Source organism: Stenotrophomonas sp. FR010 (genome assembly GCF_047520755.2).
GTDB lineage: Bacteria > Pseudomonadota > Gammaproteobacteria > Xanthomonadales > Xanthomonadaceae > Stenotrophomonas > Stenotrophomonas sepilia.
The window spans coordinates 20,924-36,345 of sequence record NZ_JAXBQT020000027.1 but is presented as its reverse complement, the minus strand read 5'-3'; the positions used below and the strand labels follow the sequence as shown (position 1 = coordinate 36,345).

Below are 15,422 nucleotides of genomic sequence, written 5' to 3'. Positions count from 1 at the left end.
GCGTTGCCGGCCAGCGGCCGGCACTACCGGGTGCAGTAGATCCACGCCGCGCGTGGATGTGGACTTCGGTGCAGAGCCAGCGCGCGACGCAGCAAAAACTGATTCAGCCCAATTGGAGAAAGAACGCCCCGGTGCGTCCTACCGGAGAAAAATCAGGCTTATCCCGGAGGAACAGATACGCCATGCCGTCGGACAGTACGCCTTTTTGCGAAGGCAGAATGCCGTCGATGTCCGCGCCGTAGAGCATCAAGCGACGGCGACCGCCATTCCACGTCAAAGGTGATTGCAGCCATGCATCGACTCCATCCAGCTTGGAATCCAGGTTCTCATCATCGTCAGGTTCCAAACACTCCACACGCTCGATACGGCCGCGCTCAAGCGAGTCGCTCATGCATCGGCTTCTGGATGCGCCGCCACGCCTGTATGCGAGCACAACTGCGTCGCTAGTTCCCTGCACCGCGCGCAGCCGACGGAAGTGGGAATGATCCCGCGTATCGGTGGGGATGAAGACTGAGAACCAGAAATCCTCAGCAAAGCCCTGCGGATAGAACCAATGTGCAGGGAGTGCCATCAGGTGAAAGAGCGCACGGCCTTCAACACAGGCTGGCCAAGGTATGTTCTCTGGAAGAAACGCACCGCCGCCAACGTATGCATCGGTTGGAGAGGCCTTTTCCTTGGTCAACAGCAGGCGGGTGTACATGGTGGGGTCGCCGAAAACTGCACGGACGTCCACGGTGCCAGCGCGCCTCGCCCCGGTTCAAGGCCAATAGCGACAGCCTTGAACAAGGGAGAGAATCGCCGCCGGGCATGGCCCGGCGCTACCAGTAGAGCGTTGCCGGCCAGCGGCCGCCACTACCGATCAGGCGAAGCTATCGGTGGCGCGCACCAGCGCGTCCACGTTCTCGGCCTCGAACGCCGAATGGCCCGAAGCCGGGGTGATTTCCAGCTTCGCCTTCGGCCACACCTTGGTCAGGTCCCAGGCGTTGGCCAGCGGGCAGACCACGTCGTAGCGGCCGTGCACGATCACGCCCGGGATGTCGGCGATGCGGTGCGCGTCGCGCAGCAGCTGGTCTTCCACTTCGAAGAAGCCGCCGTTGACGAAGTAGTGGTTCTCGATGCGGGCAAACGCCAGCGCGAAATGCGGGTCTTCGTGGCTGTTGATGAAGTCATCATCGACGTGCAGGAAGCTGGTCGCCCCTTCCCACACCGCCCACGCCTTGGCCGCTTCAAGGCGGGTGGTTTCGTCGTCGCTGGTCAGGCGGCGGTGGAAGGCCGAGATCAGGTCATGACGCTCCACCAGCGGAATCGGCTTGAGGTAGTGCTCCCACGCATCCGGGAACAGGCGGTTGGCGCCTTCCTGGTAGAACCACTCCAGCTCCCAGCGACGCAGCATGAAGATGCCGCGCAGGACCAGTTCGGTCACGCGCTGCGGGTGGGTTTCGGCGTAGGCCAGGGCCAGGGTCGAGCCCCAGCTGCCACCGAACACCTGCCAGCGATCGACCTTCAGGTGCTCGCGCAGCTTCTCGATATCGGCGACGAGGTCCCAGGTGGTGTTGTCCACCAGATCCGCGTGCGGGGTGGAACGGCCAGCACCGCGCTGGTCGAACAGGATGATGCGGTACTTGGAGGGGTCGTGGAACTGGCGCATCTTGTCGCTGCAGCCGCCACCCGGGCCACCATGCAGCATCACCACCGGCTTGCCTTCCGGGTTGCCGCACTGTTCGAAGTACAGCGTGTGACGGTCGTCGACCTTCAGGGTGCCGACGTCGTAGGGGGTGATGGCGGGGTACAGCGTACGCATGCTTGCAGCTCCAGGGTGATGCCCTGCCGGGGCAGGAGAACCTCCATTCTAGGCCGGACGCCGGCCCAGGGTGATGCGGTCGCGCTGCTCCAGATCCTGCACGGTCTGCACCTCGGCAAATCCCGTCGCCTCGAACAGTGCCCGGATCGCGGCGCCCTGGTCCCAACCGTGCTCGATCAGCAACCAACCGCCGGGCCGCAGGTGGGCCTGGCCACCCTCGACGATGCGGCGGATGTCATCCAGGCCGTCCATGCCCGAGGCCAGCGCGGTAGACGGTTCGAAGCGCAGGTCGCCCTGTTCCAGGTGCGGGTCGTTGCTGGCGATGTACGGCGGATTGCTGGCGATCAGGTCGAAGCGCACGCCCTGCAGCGGCGCATACCAGTCGTGCCCGCCCTCGGCGAAACGGACGTTGTCCAGTTCATGGCGGGCCGCATTGCGCGCGGCCACGGCCAGCGCGCCCGGGCTGGCATCGGTGGCCAGCACCTGTGCCCGGGGCCGTTCGCTGGCCAGTGCCAGTGCGATCGCGCCGCTGCCGGTACCGAGGTCGGCCAGCTGCAACGCCTGGTCCGGCGGCAGTCGCTCCAGCGCCAACTCGACCAGCAGCTCGGTTTCCGGGCGCGGGATCAGCGTGGCCGGGTCGACCTCCAGGTCCAGCGTCCAGAAACCGCGGCACCCGGTCAGGTAGGCAACCGGCTCACCGGCCACACGGCGGGCCAGCAAGGCTTCGAAGGCGGCCTGGTCATTGGCGGCCAGCGGATCGGTGGCATGGGCAAACAGCCAGCTGCGCGGGCGCTCCAGTACATGCAGCAGCAGCAGTTCGGCCTCGTGGCGGGCGTCGACACCGCCCAAGCGGGCACTGGCGTCGGCTACGACCTGACGCAGAGTGGGTTCGGGTTGGAAAGACATGCCTCAATTGTAGAGCCGAGCCGATGCTCGGCTGCTGCTGGAACAGCCGAGCATCGGCTCGGCTCTACAGATCCACCGTCGAGCATGGCTCGACGCTACAAAAAGCTGGAATCCGTTCAGGTTTCGCCCGAGGGTATAAGGAGGGGCTATCAGCCCTCTTCACACGTCCCGGTCGATTTTCCTTGTCACACAAGCAGTTGCAGGATGGGAGCGGCAGGGTTCAGTGCTGGCTCATGGCCTTTTGATAGACTCCATCTATCAAATAGATGCAATCAATGGATTGTTCTTATCGCCAGCGAGTCGGTAACCTAGCTCCTGTCGATTCACCCACTCCCCTTCACCAGAGGAAAAATGATGTCCCTCATCAACACCCAGATCCAGCCGTTCGAAGCCAACGCTTACCACAATGGCGAGTTCATCAAGGTTTCCGACAACAGCCTGAAGGGCCAGTGGTCCGTCCTGATCTTCATGCCGGCCGCCTTCACCTTCAACTGCCCGACCGAGATCGAAGACGCGGCCGACCACTACGCCGAGTTCAAGAAGGCCGGCGCCGAGGTCTACATCGTCACCACCGACACCCACTTCTCTCACAAGGTGTGGCACGAAACCTCGCCGGCCGTCGGCAAGGCCCAGTTCCCGCTGGTCGGCGACCCGACCCACCAGCTGACCAACGCCTTCGGCGTGCACATTCCGGAAGAAGGCCTGGCCCTGCGCGGCACCTTCATCATCAACCCGGAAGGCGTGATCAAGACCCTGGAGATCCACTCCAACGAGATCGCCCGTGACGTCTCCGAGACCCTGCGCAAGCTGAAGGCTGCCCAGTTCACCGCCGCCAACCCGAACCAGGTGTGCCCGGCCAAGTGGAAGGAAGGCGAGAAGACCCTGACCCCGTCGCTGGATCTGGTCGGCAAGATCTAAGCAGTACCGGCCTGCCGTGGCCCCACGCCACGGCGCGCCCTTCATCCCCGTGCCGGTCCCCCCGCCGGCGTGGGGGTGAACCCAAGACAGCCAACGCCCGCTCGCCTTGGCCAGCCAGCCCCTTCCACGGTCGCTGTCTTGGGTTCACCCCTACCCCCTGCTGGTCCGCTACCTTCTACAGCGGTGCCACGCCCCCTGTTTGCCTGAAGCCAGGAGATGACCCGATGTTGGACGCCAACCTGCAGTCGCAGCTGAAGACCTATCTGGAGCGCGTGACCCGCCCGATCCAGATCACCGCGCACGCCGACGACGGCGCCAAGTCGCAGGAAATGCTGGAACTGCTGCAGACCCTGGAAACCCTGTCGGACAAGATTTCGCTGCAGGTCCTGCGCGACGGCCAGGGCCGCGTGCCGTCCTTCGACCTGGGCACCCCGGGCCAGGACATCCACCTGACCTTTGCCGGCCTGCCGATGGGCCACGAGTTCACCTCGCTGGTGCTGGCCCTGCTGCAGGTCGGCGGCCACCCGTCCAAGGCCACCGCCGAGCTGATCGAGCAGGTGCAGAACCTGGAAGGCGACTACCGCTTCGAAACCTACTTCTCGCTGTCGTGCCAGAACTGCCCGGACGTGGTGCAGGCGCTGAACCTGGCCGCGGTGCTCAATCCGCGCATCCAGCACGTGGCCATCGACGGTGCCCTGTTCCAGGACGAAGTCGAGCAGCGCGAGATCATGTCGGTGCCGACCGTGTACCTCAACGGTGAAGTGTTCGACCAGGGCCGCATGACCCTGGAGCAGATCGTGGCCAAGCTGGACACCAATGCCAGCAAGCGCGATGCCGAGAAGATCGCCGCCAAGGATGCTTTCGACGTACTGGTGGTCGGTGGTGGCCCGGCTGGCGCCGCAGCGGCGATCTACGCCGCACGCAAGGGCATCCGCACCGGCATCGCCGCCGAGCGTTTCGGTGGCCAGGTGCTGGACACCATGGCGATCGAGAACTTCATTTCGGTGAAGGAGACCGAAGGCCCGAAGCTGGCCACGGCGCTGGAGCAGCACGTGCGCGAGTACGAGGTGGACATCATGAACCTGCAGCGCGCCAGTGCGCTGGTGCCGGCCGGCGAAGACGGCCTGGTGCAGGTGCAGCTGGAGAACGGCGCGGTGCTGAAGTCGCGTTCGGTGATCCTGTCCACCGGCGCGCGCTGGCGGCAGATGAACGTGCCGGGCGAGGACCAGTACCGCAACAAGGGCGTGGCCTACTGCCCGCACTGCGATGGTCCATTGTTCAAGGGCAAGCGCGTGGCGGTCATCGGCGGCGGCAACTCCGGTGTGGAAGCGGCGATCGACCTGGCCGGCATCGTGTCGCATGTAACCCTGCTGGAGTTCGATTCCAGCCTGCGTGCCGACGAAGTGCTGCAGAAGAAGCTGCGCAGCCTGGGCAACGTCACCGTGCTGACCAGCGCACAAACCACCGAAGTGCTCGGCGACGGCAGCAAGGTCACCGGCCTGGTCTACAAGGACCGCATCGGCGGTGATGCCCACCGCGTCGAGCTGGAAGGCATCTTCGTGCAGATCGGCCTGCTGCCCAACACCGAGTGGCTGAAGGATGTGGTGGCGCTGTCGCCGCGTGGCGAGATCGTCATCGACGATCGCGGCCAGACCAACCTGCCGGGTGTGTTTGCTGCTGGCGATTGCACGACGGTGCCCTACAAGCAGATCATCATCGCCATGGGCGCCGGTTCCACCGCCGCACTGAGCGCGTTCGACCACCTGATCCGCTCGTCGGTGAGCAACAGCAGCGGTGCCGTTGCTGAAGCGGCCTGATCCACCGTTCCCAGATCACCGGGAACATTGTCTGCCTGTCGGGTAACCACGCCGTCAGCCGGTCCGTTACCCCTGGGGTGTAAGGATGAACCTACGTGATCTGAAGTACCTGGTAGCCCTGGCCGACCACAAGCATTTCGGCCGGGCTGCCGCGTCCTGCTTTGTCAGCCAGCCGACGTTGTCCACGCAGATCCGCAAGCTGGAGGAAGAGCTCGGCCTGCCGCTGGTGGAACGCGCACCGCGCAAGGTGATGCTGACCCCGGCCGGCCAGGAAGCAGCCGCACGGGCGCGGGTGATCGTGTCCGAAGTGGAACAGCTGAAGGAAGCGGCGCGACGCAGCCGCGATCCGGAAGCCGGTACGGTGCGCCTGGGGATCTTCCCGACCCTCGGCCCGTACCTGCTGCCGCATGTGATCCCGCGCATCCGCGAGCGCTTTCCGGAGCTGGAACTGCTGCTGGTCGAGGAAAAGAGCGATGTGCTGCTGGACCGCCTGCGCGAAGGCAAGCTCGACGCTGCATTGCTGGCGCTGCCGGTGATCGACGACCAGCTGCATGCCGAGTTCCTGTTCGAGGAACCGTTCCTGCTGGCCGTCTCCGGTCGCCACCCGCTGGCACGTCGCGAGCACCTGGACGTGCAGGAACTGGCCACGCAGAAGCTGCTGCTGCTGGAGGACGGCCATTGCCTGCGCGACCAGGCGCTGGAAGTCTGCCGCCTGTTCGGCGCCAACGAGAAGTCCGAGTTCCGCGCCACCAGCCTGGAAACGCTGCGGCAGATGGTCGCCGCCGACGTCGGCATCACCCTGCTGCCGAGTCTGTCGGTGCAGCCGCCAGTGCCGCGCTCGAACAACATCCGCCTGCTCGACTTCACCGGCGAAGGCCGTCCCAGCCGCCGCATCGCCATGATCTGGCGCCGCAGCTCGGCCATGAACGACTTCCTGATGGACCTGGCCGACCAGTTCAAGCGTCTGCCGCAGGCGCTGTTCACGCTGGAGGCGCTCGATGCCGGCAGCGATGCACCAGCCCTGCCCGGCCCCGCGCTGAACGGCTGAGCCCCCGCAGTACCGGCCTGGAATCGGCAGGAGTCGATTCCGGCCGCATTTGTCCCCACAATACAGGCAGGCGGCGCCAGCAGGTGCCGCCTTTTGCATGGCTTTCAACCAAGGAGCTTCACCATGAGTACCGCCAGCGGCCTGCCGCCGTCGATCACCGTTTCCACCTTCGACATGGACCGCCTGGACGCCATGCTCGAATCTCCCGCGCTGAGCCAGACGCCTGCCGCGCTCGCGCTTGCTGAAGAACTCAACCGGGCCACCGTGCTGGCACCGGACCAGATTCCCGAAGGCATCGTCATGATGCATTCGCGCGTGGAGTGCGAAGATGAAGTGTCGGGCGAGAAGCACGTCCTGACCCTGGTCTTCCCCCGCGAAGCCAACGTCGATGAAGGCAAGGTTTCCGTGCTGGCCCCGGTCGGCAGTGCCCTGCTCGGCCTTTCGATCGGCCAGAGCATCGACTGGAACGCGCCCGGCGGCCGCAAGCTGCGCCTGCGCGTGACCGCGGTCCACAACGACCGCCCCTGATTACCGCTGCGCACCGCGCGCGATTCGATCCCCCTGCCCCAGGAGCCGTAATGAGTACCCCGTCCAAACTGTCCCAGCTGCGCGAACTGTCCGTGGTCGTTGCCGATACCGGTGACTACGAGGCGATCAAGCGCCTGCAGCCGGTGGACTGCACCACCAATCCGACCCTGGTGAAGAAGGCGCTGGACCTGCCGGTCTACGCCGAGCTGATCGAACGCGAACTGGCCTGGGGCCGCCAGCAGAGTGGCGACCGCGAAGCCGTGGTGCACGCCGTGGCCGACCGCCTGACCATCGGCGTCGGCGCGCTGCTGAGCACGCTGGTGCCGGGCCGGGTGTCCACCGAGGTGGATGCCGACCTGGCTCACGACACCGCTGCCACCGTGGCCAAGGCCCGCCAGTTCATCCAGATGTACGCCGATGCCGGCGTGCCGCGCGAGAAGATCCTGATCAAGATCGCCGCGACCTGGGAAGGCGTGGAAGCCGCGCGCATCCTGCAGGCCGAGAGTATCGACTGCAACCTGACCCTGATCTTCAACCCGACCCAGGCGCTGGCCTGCAGCGATGCCGGGGCGTTCCTGATCTCGCCGTTCGTCGGCCGCATCCTGGACTGGTACGTGGCCAACGGCCAGGCCCCGGCCACCATCGATGAAGACCCGGGCGTGAAGTTCGTGCGCGGCGTCTATGCCGAATTCAAGCGTCGCGGTTCGCCGACAGTGGTGATGGGCGCCTCGTTCCGTTCGACCGCGCAGATCGAAGCACTGGCCGGCTGCGACCGCCTGACGATTTCGCCGGACCTGCTGGAGAAGCTGGACGCCGACCACGGCGAGCTGCCGCGCAAGCTGGTGGCCGGTGCCGCCGATGGCGCGGCGGTGACGCCGATCGATGCGGCCAAGTTCGCGGCGGATCTGGCGGCCGATCCGATGGCCACCGAGAAGCTGGCGACCGGCATCGATGCGTTTGCCAAGGATCTGGAAGCGCTGCGCGAGCGCATTCGTTCGGAACTGTGATTCCGGCCAACGGCTAAGCCCCTCGTGGCGGGTCGCTCGGTTCGGTAGAGTCGACTGTTAGTCGACTTGTTCCGCGCTGGGTCGGGCGGGTTGGGTTCGCGGGAGACGCCGTGAATCCATCCCTGGAGGCTTGGCCGCCGCTTGCTCGTGTGCGCTGTCCTGCGCACACGGCAAGACCGAGGTTGGGCGTCCTGCCCAACCCGCCCGAGGCATGCCTCGGGCCCATGCGGCTCACGCCCCTGCACGGCCTACCCACCCCGCCTTCGACAGTTTCCTGCGGCCGCCCGCCACGGAAGAAAGAAAGAAGAGCAACAGCGGGTCGCGCGCTTCGCTTGCTTGGAGCGGAGCATGGCTCCGCTCTACAGAAAGCACTGCAGGATCAAACAAGAAGGACGCGGCAAACGCCGCGTCCTTTTTGTTTTTCTTCAGTTCGTCAGTAACCCATGCTCTTGCCCACCGTCACCGGGAAACTGTCGAAGGTGGGACGGGGGCGGCTGGCAGGACCGTTGGCGCCATGGATGGCGCCGTCGAGCCCCCATGGACGGGTTTACGGCGTGTCCTGCCAGCCGCCCCCGTCCCGCCCAACCATCAGCAACCCAGAGCCGCTTTGGCTGTTGATGTTGATGTTGATGTTGATGTTGACGTTGCCCGCCGCAGGCGGACCACCGCGCGTCAGCGCGGCGCCTCCACATCCAACCCGATCGGGCAGCTCACACCGGTGCCGCCGATGCCGCAGTAGCCGTTCGGATTCTTCGCCAGGTACTGCTGGTGGTAGTCCTCGGCGTAGTAGTACGCCGGTGCCGGGTACACGATCTCGGTGGTGATCGGGCCGTAGCCGGCCGCAGCCAGCTGCGCCTGGTAGGCCTCGCGGCTGGCCAGCGCGGCCTTGTACTGGGCCTCGTCGGTGGCATGGATCGCCGAGCGGTACTGGGTGCCGGTGTCGTTGCCCTGACGCATGCCCTGGGTTGGATCGTGGCTTTCCCAGAACAGCTGCAGCAGCCGCTCCAGGCTCTCCACCGCCGGGTCGAACACCACCTGTACCACTTCGGTGTGGCCGGTCAGGCCCGAGCAGACCTCTTCATAGGTCGGGTTCGGCGTGATGCCGCCTGCATAGCCGACCGAGGTGCTGTACACGCCCGGCTCGGTCCAGAACTTGCGCTCGGCGCCCCAGAAACAGCCCAGCGCAAAGCGGATCTGCTGCAGGCCGGCGAAACGGTCCTTCAGCGGATGGCTGTTCACGAAGTGCTGGTTGCTGTGCAGCGGCAGTGGTTGGTCACGCCCCGGTAGCGCCTCTTCCGGGCGCGGCAGGCGCTGTTTGAAGGCGCCGATGCCGAGGATGCCCTGGCCAATTCCCAACATGATGCGCTCCTACGCCGGAAGGCCGGCAATGTCGTCTGCATCGGAAATGGGGTCGGACGGGGCCTGGCCCAAGTCCAGCGCCGCTACGATGTCCTCGGCCTGCGGCCGCGCCGCATCGGGGATGCCGACCCGCAACACGCCAAACAGCGGCAGCTCGCCCATCCCGCCCAGCAACTGCTCTCCGAACACGAACGCGGGGATACCGGCGTCTTCCAGGGCGTGCTTGACCAGATGGGCGTCGAACAGGTTGTCGGCCTTGTACACGATGTGCATGCGGCGGCTCCTCGGGACAGGGGTTCAGCATACGCCTGGGGGCTGAATGGCGGAGAGGGCGGGATCCGAGAGTTGCCGGCCAGCGGCCGGCACTACCGGAAGACGCCTGGTAGTGCCGGCCGCTGGCCGGCATCCCATACCCCGCCGGGCAACCCCGCCCGGTACGCGCTAGACTGTTGGTCTTTCTGCCTTTCTTTTCGCCGACTCATGTCCGAGCACACCCCCGCCAGCCCCGAGACCCCCGCCGACAGCCACGAGAAGCGCGATTTCATCCGCCAGATCGTGCGCGAGGACCTGGCCAGCGGAAAGCACCAGGCGATCAAGACCCGCTTCCCGCCGGAGCCGAACGGCTACCTGCACATCGGTCATGCCAAGTCGATCTGCCTGAACTTCGGCATCGCCGGCGAGTTCAGCGGCGTCTGCAACCTGCGCTTCGACGACACCAACCCGGCCAAGGAAGATCCGGAATACGTGGCCGCGATCCAGGACGACGTGCGCTGGCTGGGCTTTGAGTGGAACGAACTGCGCCACGCCTCGGACTACTTCCAGGCCTACTACCTGGCCGCCGAGAAGCTGATCGAACAGGGCAAGGCCTATGTCTGCGACCTGTCGGCCGAAGAAGTGCGTGCCTACCGTGGCACCCTGACCGAGCCGGGCCGTCCGTCGCCATGGCGCGACCGCAGCGTCGAGGAAAACCTCGACCTGTTCCGCCGCATGCGCGCCGGTGAATTCCCGGATGGCGCGCGCACCCTGCGCGCGAAGATCGACATGGCCAGCGGCAACATCAACCTGCGCGATCCTGCGCTGTACCGCATCAAGCACGTCGAGCACCAGAACACCGGCAACGCGTGGCCAATCTACCCGATGTACGACTTCGCCCATGCGCTGGGTGATTCGATCGAGGGCATCACCCACTCGCTGTGCACGCTGGAATTCGAAGACCACCGCCCGCTGTACGACTGGTGCGTGGACAACGTCGATTTCGCCCATGACGACGCGCTGACCCAGCCGCTGGTCGATGCCGGGCTGCCACGCGAAGCGGCCAAGCCGCGCCAGATCGAGTTCTCGCGCCTGAACATCAACTACACGGTGATGAGCAAGCGCAAGCTGATGGCGCTGGTCACTGAAGAGCTGGTGGACGGCTGGGAAGACCCGCGCATGCCGACCCTGCAGGGCCTGCGCCGCCGTGGCTACACCCCGGCCGCGATGCGACTGTTCGCCGAGCGCGTGGGCATCAGCAAGCAGAATTCGCTGATCGACTTCAGCGTGCTGGAAGGCGCACTGCGCGAGGACCTCGACAGCGCCGCACCACGCCGCATGGCGGTGGTCGATCCGGTCAAGCTGGTGCTGACCAACCTTCCGGAAGGCCACGAAGAACTGCTGACCTTCAGCAACCACCCGAAGGACGAGAGCTTCGGCAGCCGCGAAGTTCCGTTCGCCCGCGAAGTGTGGATCGATCGCGAGGACTTCGCCGAAGTGCCGCCGAAGGGCTGGAAGCGCCTGGTGCCGGGCGGCGAAGTGCGCCTGCGTGGCGCCGGCATCATCCGCTGCGACGAAGTGATCAAGGATGCCGACGGCACCATCATCGAACTGCGCGGCTGGCTCGATCCGGAATCGCGTCCGGGCATGGAAGGCGCCAACCGCAAGGTCAAGGGCACCATCCACTGGGTCAGCGCCGTGCACGGCGTGCCGGCCGAGATCCGCCTGTACGACCGCCTGTTCTCGGTGCCGAACCCGGATGATGAATCGGAAGGCAAGACCTACCGCGACTACCTCAATCCGGAATCGCGCCGTACCGTCACCGGCTATGTCGAGCCGGCCGCAGCCAGCGCCGCACCGGAGCAGTCGTTCCAGTTCGAGCGCACCGGCTATTTCGTCGCCGACCGCCGCGATCACACCGAAGCCAAGCCGGTGTTCAACCGCAGCGTGACCCTGCGCGACACCTGGTCGGCCTGAGCACCTGCGCGGGCGCCGGGATGGCGCCCGCACACCCCCGACGATGATCACCGCCCTGTCCGCCCTGCTCTGGTTCATCTCGCAGCATCCGCTGCTGACGTTCTTTGCAGCAATGGTGTTGGCCGGGCTGGTCTCGTGGTGGCGGCGTTCACCGGTCTACGCCATCGTGGTGTTCCCGCTGGCGATGCTCAACATCTTCCTCGGCAGCTTCCTCAACGCCACCTTCCTCAACGTGGTGGGCGAGCGTGGTGAAGCGGTGATCGTCAAGGCCGAGGAAACCAATTCCACGCTCAACGAACAGTACATCTGGCGTTACGAAGCGGTGTTGCGCACCGCCGAGGGCCGCGACGTGGAAGTGGTGTTCCACACCAACACCGCCTCGCTGTGGCCGCTGGAAAACGCCATCCGCATCCCGGCGCGCGACCAGCCGTTCGTGGTCAAGTACACGCCGGGTTTCCCGCGCAACTTCGTCATCCTCACCAACGAATCACCGCATGGCATCGCGCAGGCCCGGTCCAGCGCGCGCGAGCGCGTGGAGGTGGCGGCACGCAAGCTGCATTTCAGCCCCGGCAATGCCGAGTTCCGCGCGGACTATCGCCGCGAGCTGGAAACTTGGCTGCGCGACCACGGCAACGACCCGCAGCAGCAGCCCGACGCGCAGCGGTATCGCGCCGAACTCGACGCGCTCGACCGCTAGCACCAGGCCCGGCCTGGATGCTCCACCCGATCCATCCACAGGCCTGACATGACCACGACGTCCACCGCCCTCCTCCCACTGCTGCAGCAGGCCCTGCAGGACGTCAGCGTCGCCAGCCGCATCGACGGCAACGCGCTGCTGCTGGACAGCGGACTGCGCCTGACCCCGCATGCGATGGCCGCACACGCGCGCGACAACGGCGGCTGGCAGACCTCCACCGTCATCGAAAGCCAGCATCCGCTGCTGTTCGCTGACGGCCTGTTCGAGTACCAGCACGCCAACGGTACCGATGAACAGGCATCGCTGCTGGCCGGCTTCCAGGCCTGGGCACGGGTGGACCTGGTGACCCTGCAGACCGCGATCGGCGCCGAAGACGCACAGGGCCTGCCGATGATGGGCCTGACCTATCCGGCCGGCGATGACGGCCAGGAACACCAACGCACCGTGGTGCTGGGTCCGCTGGCGCATTACCGCGAGCACGAGGTGGACGCCAGCACCTGCAGCGAGGACGACCATGGGTCCTGTCCGTGCTGCCTGTTCACCAGGAGCATGGACGCCTTCGACGAACTGCTGAAAGCGCGCCCGTTCCTGGCCATCCGCCTGTTCGCCTCGCGCGATGCCGATGGCCTGTGCGAGGCCGATTGCCGGGTCAATGGCCACGACTTCGCCGCTGCCCTGCCATTGCTGCGCGCGTATGCCGCCAGCTGGCCGCAGGCCGGGCTGGAGTTCCGCAAGCAGTACGTGGTGATCCGCACCGGCTCGCCCGGCTGACCCACCGCCACACCCGATACAGGCCGGTGCGGCTACACTGCGCGCCGGTTTCCCAACCAACCGCACCTTCTTCCATTCCCTACGAGGCACCCCCGCGATGCTGTACGCGCAAGTCCACCTGACCCTTCCCGCCTGGATCCACGACCAGATCGACCTGGATCGTCGATATCCGGGCGATGAGGCCAAGGTCGCGCTGGCGATCGAGCTGTCGCGGTTGAACGTCGAGCACGCCAGTGGCGGCCCGTTCGGCGCCGTGGTGTTCGGCCCGGATGACAAGGTGATCGCCGCCGGCGTGAACCGGGTGATGCCGCACGCCACTTCGCTGGCGCATGCCGAGAACATGGCCTACATGCTGGCCCAGCAACGCCTGCAGACCCCGCGCCTGAACGCGGTGCTGTCGCCGGTCACCCTGGCCACCAGCTCGCAGCCGTGCTGCCAGTGCTACGGCGCCACCGTGTGGGCCGGCATCGACCGCCTGCTGATCGGTGCCAGTGCAGCCGATGTCGAAGAACTGACTCCGTTTGACGAAGGCCCGCTGCCGGCCGACTGGGTCGGCGAGCTCAACAAGCGTGGCATCGAAGTGGTGCAGGGCCTGAACCGCGACGCCGCGCGCAGCGTGCTGCGTGCCTATGGGGAAAGCGATGGCGCCCGTTACTGAAACCGGCATCGGCCTGCTGTGCCTGTGCCGGCAGGGTTTCGAGCCCGAGCTGGCCGGCGAACTGCAGTTCCGTGCCGGCGAAGCCGGTTTCGCCGGTTATGCGCGCACCCAGCGTAATGACGGCTACGTGCTTTTCATGTGCGACGAGGCCGCGGCCCTGGCACCGCGCCTGCGCTGGCGCGAACTGATCTTCGCGCGGCAGAAGCTGGTGGTGCTGGCCGAGCTGCCACAGCTGGATCCGGCCGACCGCATCACGCCGATGCTGGAGGTGCTGGCCGATGCGCCGCGCTTCGGCGACCTGTGGGTGGAGCATCCCGATTCCGACGCTGGCAAGCCGTTGTCCGGGCTGGCGCGTGCCTTCGGCAACGCGCTGCGCCCGGCGCTGCGCAAGGCTGGCAAGCTCAGCGACAAGCCGAACACCCGCCTGCCGCGCCTGCATGTGGTGTTCGTCGACGGTACGCATGCCTTCGTCTGCGTGGCCGACCCGGCCGACAGCGCGCCGTGGGCACTGGGCATTCCGCGCCTGAAGCTGCTGCCCGAAGCGCCTTCGCGTTCGGCGCTGAAGCTGGACGAAGCGCTGCTGACCCTGCTGACGCCGGAAGAACGCGAGACGCTGGCCAAGCCCGGCATGCGCGCGGCCGACCTTGGCGCCGCCCCAGGTGGCTGGACCTGGGTGCTCACCCGGCAGCACATGCACGTGCTGAGCATCGACAATGGTCCGCTGCGCCAGCACGTGCTGGACACCGGCCTGGTCGAGCACCTGCGCGCCGATGGCTTCCACTGGCATCCGGAACAACCGTTGGACTGGATGGTCTGCGACATGGTCGAGCAGCCGCGCCGCGTCGCCGAACGCATGGCCACCTGGTTCCGCGAGGGCTGGTGCAGGCATGCGATCTTCAATCTGAAGCTGCCGATGAAGAAGCGCTGGGACGAGACCCGGCTGTGCCTGGACCTGTTCCAGGACCAGGCAGGCAAGCCGCTGGTGGTGCGCGCCAAGCAGCTCTATCACGATCGTGAAGAGATCACCGTGCTGGCCTCGCCGCTGCGCTGATCCGTCATCGGCGGCACAGGTTGCCGGGAGTACGCTCCCGGTACCCTCTGGCAAGGAGCCTGTCATGAACCTTCCCCGTTCCGCCGTGCTCGTGGCCACCCTGCTGGCTTCGGTACCGGCGATGGCCCAGCATGGTCCGTCCACCCCTGCGCAGAGCCAGCCGCTGGGCCCGACCGGCGGCGCCATCCGTCAGCAGCCCCTGGATGCCGGCCGCGTCACCGGCAGCGTCGATATTCCGCAGTCGGCCGGCGAGGCACAGGTGACCGTGCGCTCGCTGGAACCCAGCAGCGTGGTTGGCCAGTACCGCATCCGCTTCAGCGACCTTGACGTGAATGGCGACGGTTTCATCAGCCGCGAGGAAGCACAGGCCAACCCGGCGCTGGCCGATGAGTTCAATGCGTTGGACGTGAAGCGTCGCGGCAAGCTGGACCGTGCCGACCTCGCCGGCTGGCTGGTGGATTGAAAAAGGGGACGGAGGGGATTAAGTCGTATGTGCACATACGACTTAATCCCCTCCGTCCCCTTTTTTGTTCACTGATGCCGGAAGCGTGCCAACCAAGGTTGGCACCTGCCAAAGCGGCGTCCCGTGGTTGGCAACGCGCCAGCGACGCCTGTCGCGTCGTGCGGCCTGT

16 protein-coding genes are annotated in these 15,422 nt (G+C 66.1%); 11 read left to right on the top strand and 5 right to left on the bottom strand.

The window, feature by feature from the left end; all coding sequences use genetic code 11:
- Window positions 1-103: 103 nt before the first annotated feature.
- The 3 genes from ACM0PK_RS19135 to prmC form a co-directional block, all read right to left on the bottom strand.
- Window positions 104-700: a hypothetical protein gene (locus ACM0PK_RS19135; RefSeq protein ID WP_414607941.1), complete on the bottom strand. Its 597-nt coding sequence runs from the start codon at window positions 698-700 to the stop codon at window positions 104-106.
- A gap of 159 nt (window positions 701-859) precedes the next feature.
- The gene (gene pip, locus ACM0PK_RS19130; protein WP_134970571.1) at window positions 860-1,801 is read right to left on the bottom strand and encodes a prolyl aminopeptidase; all 942 of its coding nucleotides are present in this window, start codon (window positions 1,799-1,801) and stop codon (window positions 860-862) included.
- 48 nt (window positions 1,802-1,849) lie between these two features.
- On the bottom strand, window positions 1,850-2,707 hold the full coding sequence (prmC, locus tag ACM0PK_RS19125; protein WP_180885521.1) for a peptide chain release factor N(5)-glutamine methyltransferase: 858 nt from the start codon (window positions 2,705-2,707) through the stop codon (window positions 1,850-1,852).
- A 354-nt stretch (window positions 2,708-3,061) separates the two neighbouring features.
- Here prmC and ahpC point away from each other — a divergent pair, with 354 nt between their 5' ends.
- The 5 genes from ahpC (at window position 3,062) to ACM0PK_RS19100 (ending at window position 8,025) form a co-directional block, all read left to right on the top strand.
- Window positions 3,062-3,625, top strand: coding sequence for an alkyl hydroperoxide reductase subunit C (gene ahpC, locus ACM0PK_RS19120; RefSeq protein ID WP_049436466.1), 564 nt, complete (start codon window positions 3,062-3,064; stop codon window positions 3,623-3,625).
- A 224-nt stretch (window positions 3,626-3,849) separates the two neighbouring features.
- Window positions 3,850-5,442: an alkyl hydroperoxide reductase subunit F gene (gene ahpF, locus ACM0PK_RS19115; RefSeq protein ID WP_414607942.1), complete on the top strand. Its 1,593-nt coding sequence runs from the start codon at window positions 3,850-3,852 to the stop codon at window positions 5,440-5,442.
- An 85-nt stretch (window positions 5,443-5,527) separates the two neighbouring features.
- On the top strand, window positions 5,528-6,490 hold the full coding sequence (locus tag ACM0PK_RS19110) for a LysR substrate-binding domain-containing protein (protein ID WP_049414506.1): 963 nt from the start codon (window positions 5,528-5,530) through the stop codon (window positions 6,488-6,490).
- 123 nt (window positions 6,491-6,613) lie between these two features.
- Window positions 6,614-7,018, top strand: coding sequence for a nucleoside diphosphate kinase regulator (gene rnk / locus ACM0PK_RS19105; RefSeq protein ID WP_005408156.1), 405 nt, complete (start codon window positions 6,614-6,616; stop codon window positions 7,016-7,018).
- 50 nt (window positions 7,019-7,068) lie between these two features.
- Entirely contained in the window at window positions 7,069-8,025 is a 957-nt protein-coding gene (locus tag ACM0PK_RS19100) for a transaldolase (protein ID WP_414607943.1), read from the top strand.
- Window positions 8,026-8,697: 672 nt separating this feature from the next.
- Here ACM0PK_RS19100 and msrA read toward each other — a convergent pair.
- Window positions 8,698-9,363, bottom strand: a complete 666-nt coding sequence (gene msrA, locus ACM0PK_RS19095) for a peptide-methionine (S)-S-oxide reductase MsrA (protein WP_414607944.1) — start codon at window positions 9,361-9,363, stop codon at window positions 8,698-8,700.
- 30 nt (window positions 9,364-9,393) lie between these two features.
- The gene (locus ACM0PK_RS19090) at window positions 9,394-9,657 is read right to left on the bottom strand and encodes a putative signal transducing protein (RefSeq protein WP_005415362.1); all 264 of its coding nucleotides are present in this window, start codon (window positions 9,655-9,657) and stop codon (window positions 9,394-9,396) included.
- 207 nt (window positions 9,658-9,864) lie between these two features.
- Between ACM0PK_RS19090 and ACM0PK_RS19085 the strand changes: the two genes are divergently transcribed.
- The 6 genes from ACM0PK_RS19085 to ACM0PK_RS19060 all read left to right on the top strand — a co-directional run bounded on the left by ACM0PK_RS19085 (window position 9,865) and on the right by ACM0PK_RS19060 (window position 15,253).
- Complete coding sequence (locus tag ACM0PK_RS19085) at window positions 9,865-11,613, top strand: glutamine--tRNA ligase/YqeY domain fusion protein (RefSeq protein WP_180886112.1); 1,749 nt, start codon at window positions 9,865-9,867, stop codon at window positions 11,611-11,613.
- 43 nt (window positions 11,614-11,656) lie between these two features.
- Window positions 11,657-12,310 carry a hypothetical protein gene (locus ACM0PK_RS19080; RefSeq protein WP_414608004.1) on the top strand — a complete coding sequence of 218 codons (654 nt, stop codon included), beginning with the start codon at window positions 11,657-11,659 and terminating at the stop codon, window positions 12,308-12,310.
- Between the two features lie 48 nt (window positions 12,311-12,358).
- Complete coding sequence (locus tag ACM0PK_RS19075; protein WP_180886115.1) at window positions 12,359-13,081, top strand: DUF6348 family protein; 723 nt, start codon at window positions 12,359-12,361, stop codon at window positions 13,079-13,081.
- A 97-nt stretch (window positions 13,082-13,178) separates the two neighbouring features.
- The gene (locus tag ACM0PK_RS19070; RefSeq protein WP_005415358.1) at window positions 13,179-13,739 is read left to right on the top strand and encodes a nucleoside deaminase; all 561 of its coding nucleotides are present in this window, start codon (window positions 13,179-13,181) and stop codon (window positions 13,737-13,739) included.
- Window positions 13,723-14,790, top strand: a complete 1,068-nt coding sequence (rlmM, locus tag ACM0PK_RS19065) for a 23S rRNA (cytidine(2498)-2'-O)-methyltransferase RlmM (RefSeq protein ID WP_088496053.1) — start codon at window positions 13,723-13,725, stop codon at window positions 14,788-14,790. Before ACM0PK_RS19070 ends, rlmM begins: the two co-directional genes overlap by 17 nt.
- Window positions 14,791-14,854: 64 nt before the next feature.
- A complete protein-coding gene (locus tag ACM0PK_RS19060; protein ID WP_134970583.1) occupies window positions 14,855-15,253 on the top strand; it encodes an EF-hand domain-containing protein in 399 nt (132 codons plus the stop codon).
- Window positions 15,254-15,422 lie beyond the last annotated feature (169 nt).

What these genes read in the sequence shown, in the direction of transcription:
- ACM0PK_RS19075 (WP_180886115.1), top strand. Translation starts at nt 12,359, where the DNA reads ATGACCACGACGTCCACCGCCCTCCTCCCACTGCTGCAGCAGGCCCTG.
- ACM0PK_RS19085 (WP_180886112.1), top strand. Translation starts at nt 9,865, where the DNA reads ATGTCCGAGCACACCCCCGCCAGCCCCGAGACCCCCGCCGACAGCCAC.
- rnk (WP_005408156.1), top strand. Translation starts at nt 6,614, where the DNA reads ATGAGTACCGCCAGCGGCCTGCCGCCGTCGATCACCGTTTCCACCTTC.
- ACM0PK_RS19080 (WP_414608004.1), top strand. Translation starts at nt 11,657, where the DNA reads ATGATCACCGCCCTGTCCGCCCTGCTCTGGTTCATCTCGCAGCATCCG.
- pip (WP_134970571.1), bottom strand. Translation starts at nt 1,801, where the DNA reads ATGCGTACGCTGTACCCCGCCATCACCCCCTACGACGTCGGCACCCTG.
- ACM0PK_RS19090 (WP_005415362.1), bottom strand. Translation starts at nt 9,657, where the DNA reads ATGCACATCGTGTACAAGGCCGACAACCTGTTCGACGCCCATCTGGTC.
- ahpC (WP_049436466.1), top strand. Translation starts at nt 3,062, where the DNA reads ATGTCCCTCATCAACACCCAGATCCAGCCGTTCGAAGCCAACGCTTAC.
- rlmM (WP_088496053.1), top strand. Translation starts at nt 13,723, where the DNA reads ATGGCGCCCGTTACTGAAACCGGCATCGGCCTGCTGTGCCTGTGCCGG.
- ahpF (WP_414607942.1), top strand. Translation starts at nt 3,850, where the DNA reads ATGTTGGACGCCAACCTGCAGTCGCAGCTGAAGACCTATCTGGAGCGC.
- ACM0PK_RS19060 (WP_134970583.1), top strand. Translation starts at nt 14,855, where the DNA reads ATGAACCTTCCCCGTTCCGCCGTGCTCGTGGCCACCCTGCTGGCTTCG.
- prmC (WP_180885521.1), bottom strand. Translation starts at nt 2,707, where the DNA reads ATGTCTTTCCAACCCGAACCCACTCTGCGTCAGGTCGTAGCCGACGCC.
- ACM0PK_RS19070 (WP_005415358.1), top strand. Translation starts at nt 13,179, where the DNA reads ATGCTGTACGCGCAAGTCCACCTGACCCTTCCCGCCTGGATCCACGAC.
- ACM0PK_RS19110 (WP_049414506.1), top strand. Translation starts at nt 5,528, where the DNA reads ATGAACCTACGTGATCTGAAGTACCTGGTAGCCCTGGCCGACCACAAG.
- ACM0PK_RS19135 (WP_414607941.1), bottom strand. Translation starts at nt 700, where the DNA reads ATGTACACCCGCCTGCTGTTGACCAAGGAAAAGGCCTCTCCAACCGAT.
- ACM0PK_RS19100 (WP_414607943.1), top strand. Translation starts at nt 7,069, where the DNA reads ATGAGTACCCCGTCCAAACTGTCCCAGCTGCGCGAACTGTCCGTGGTC.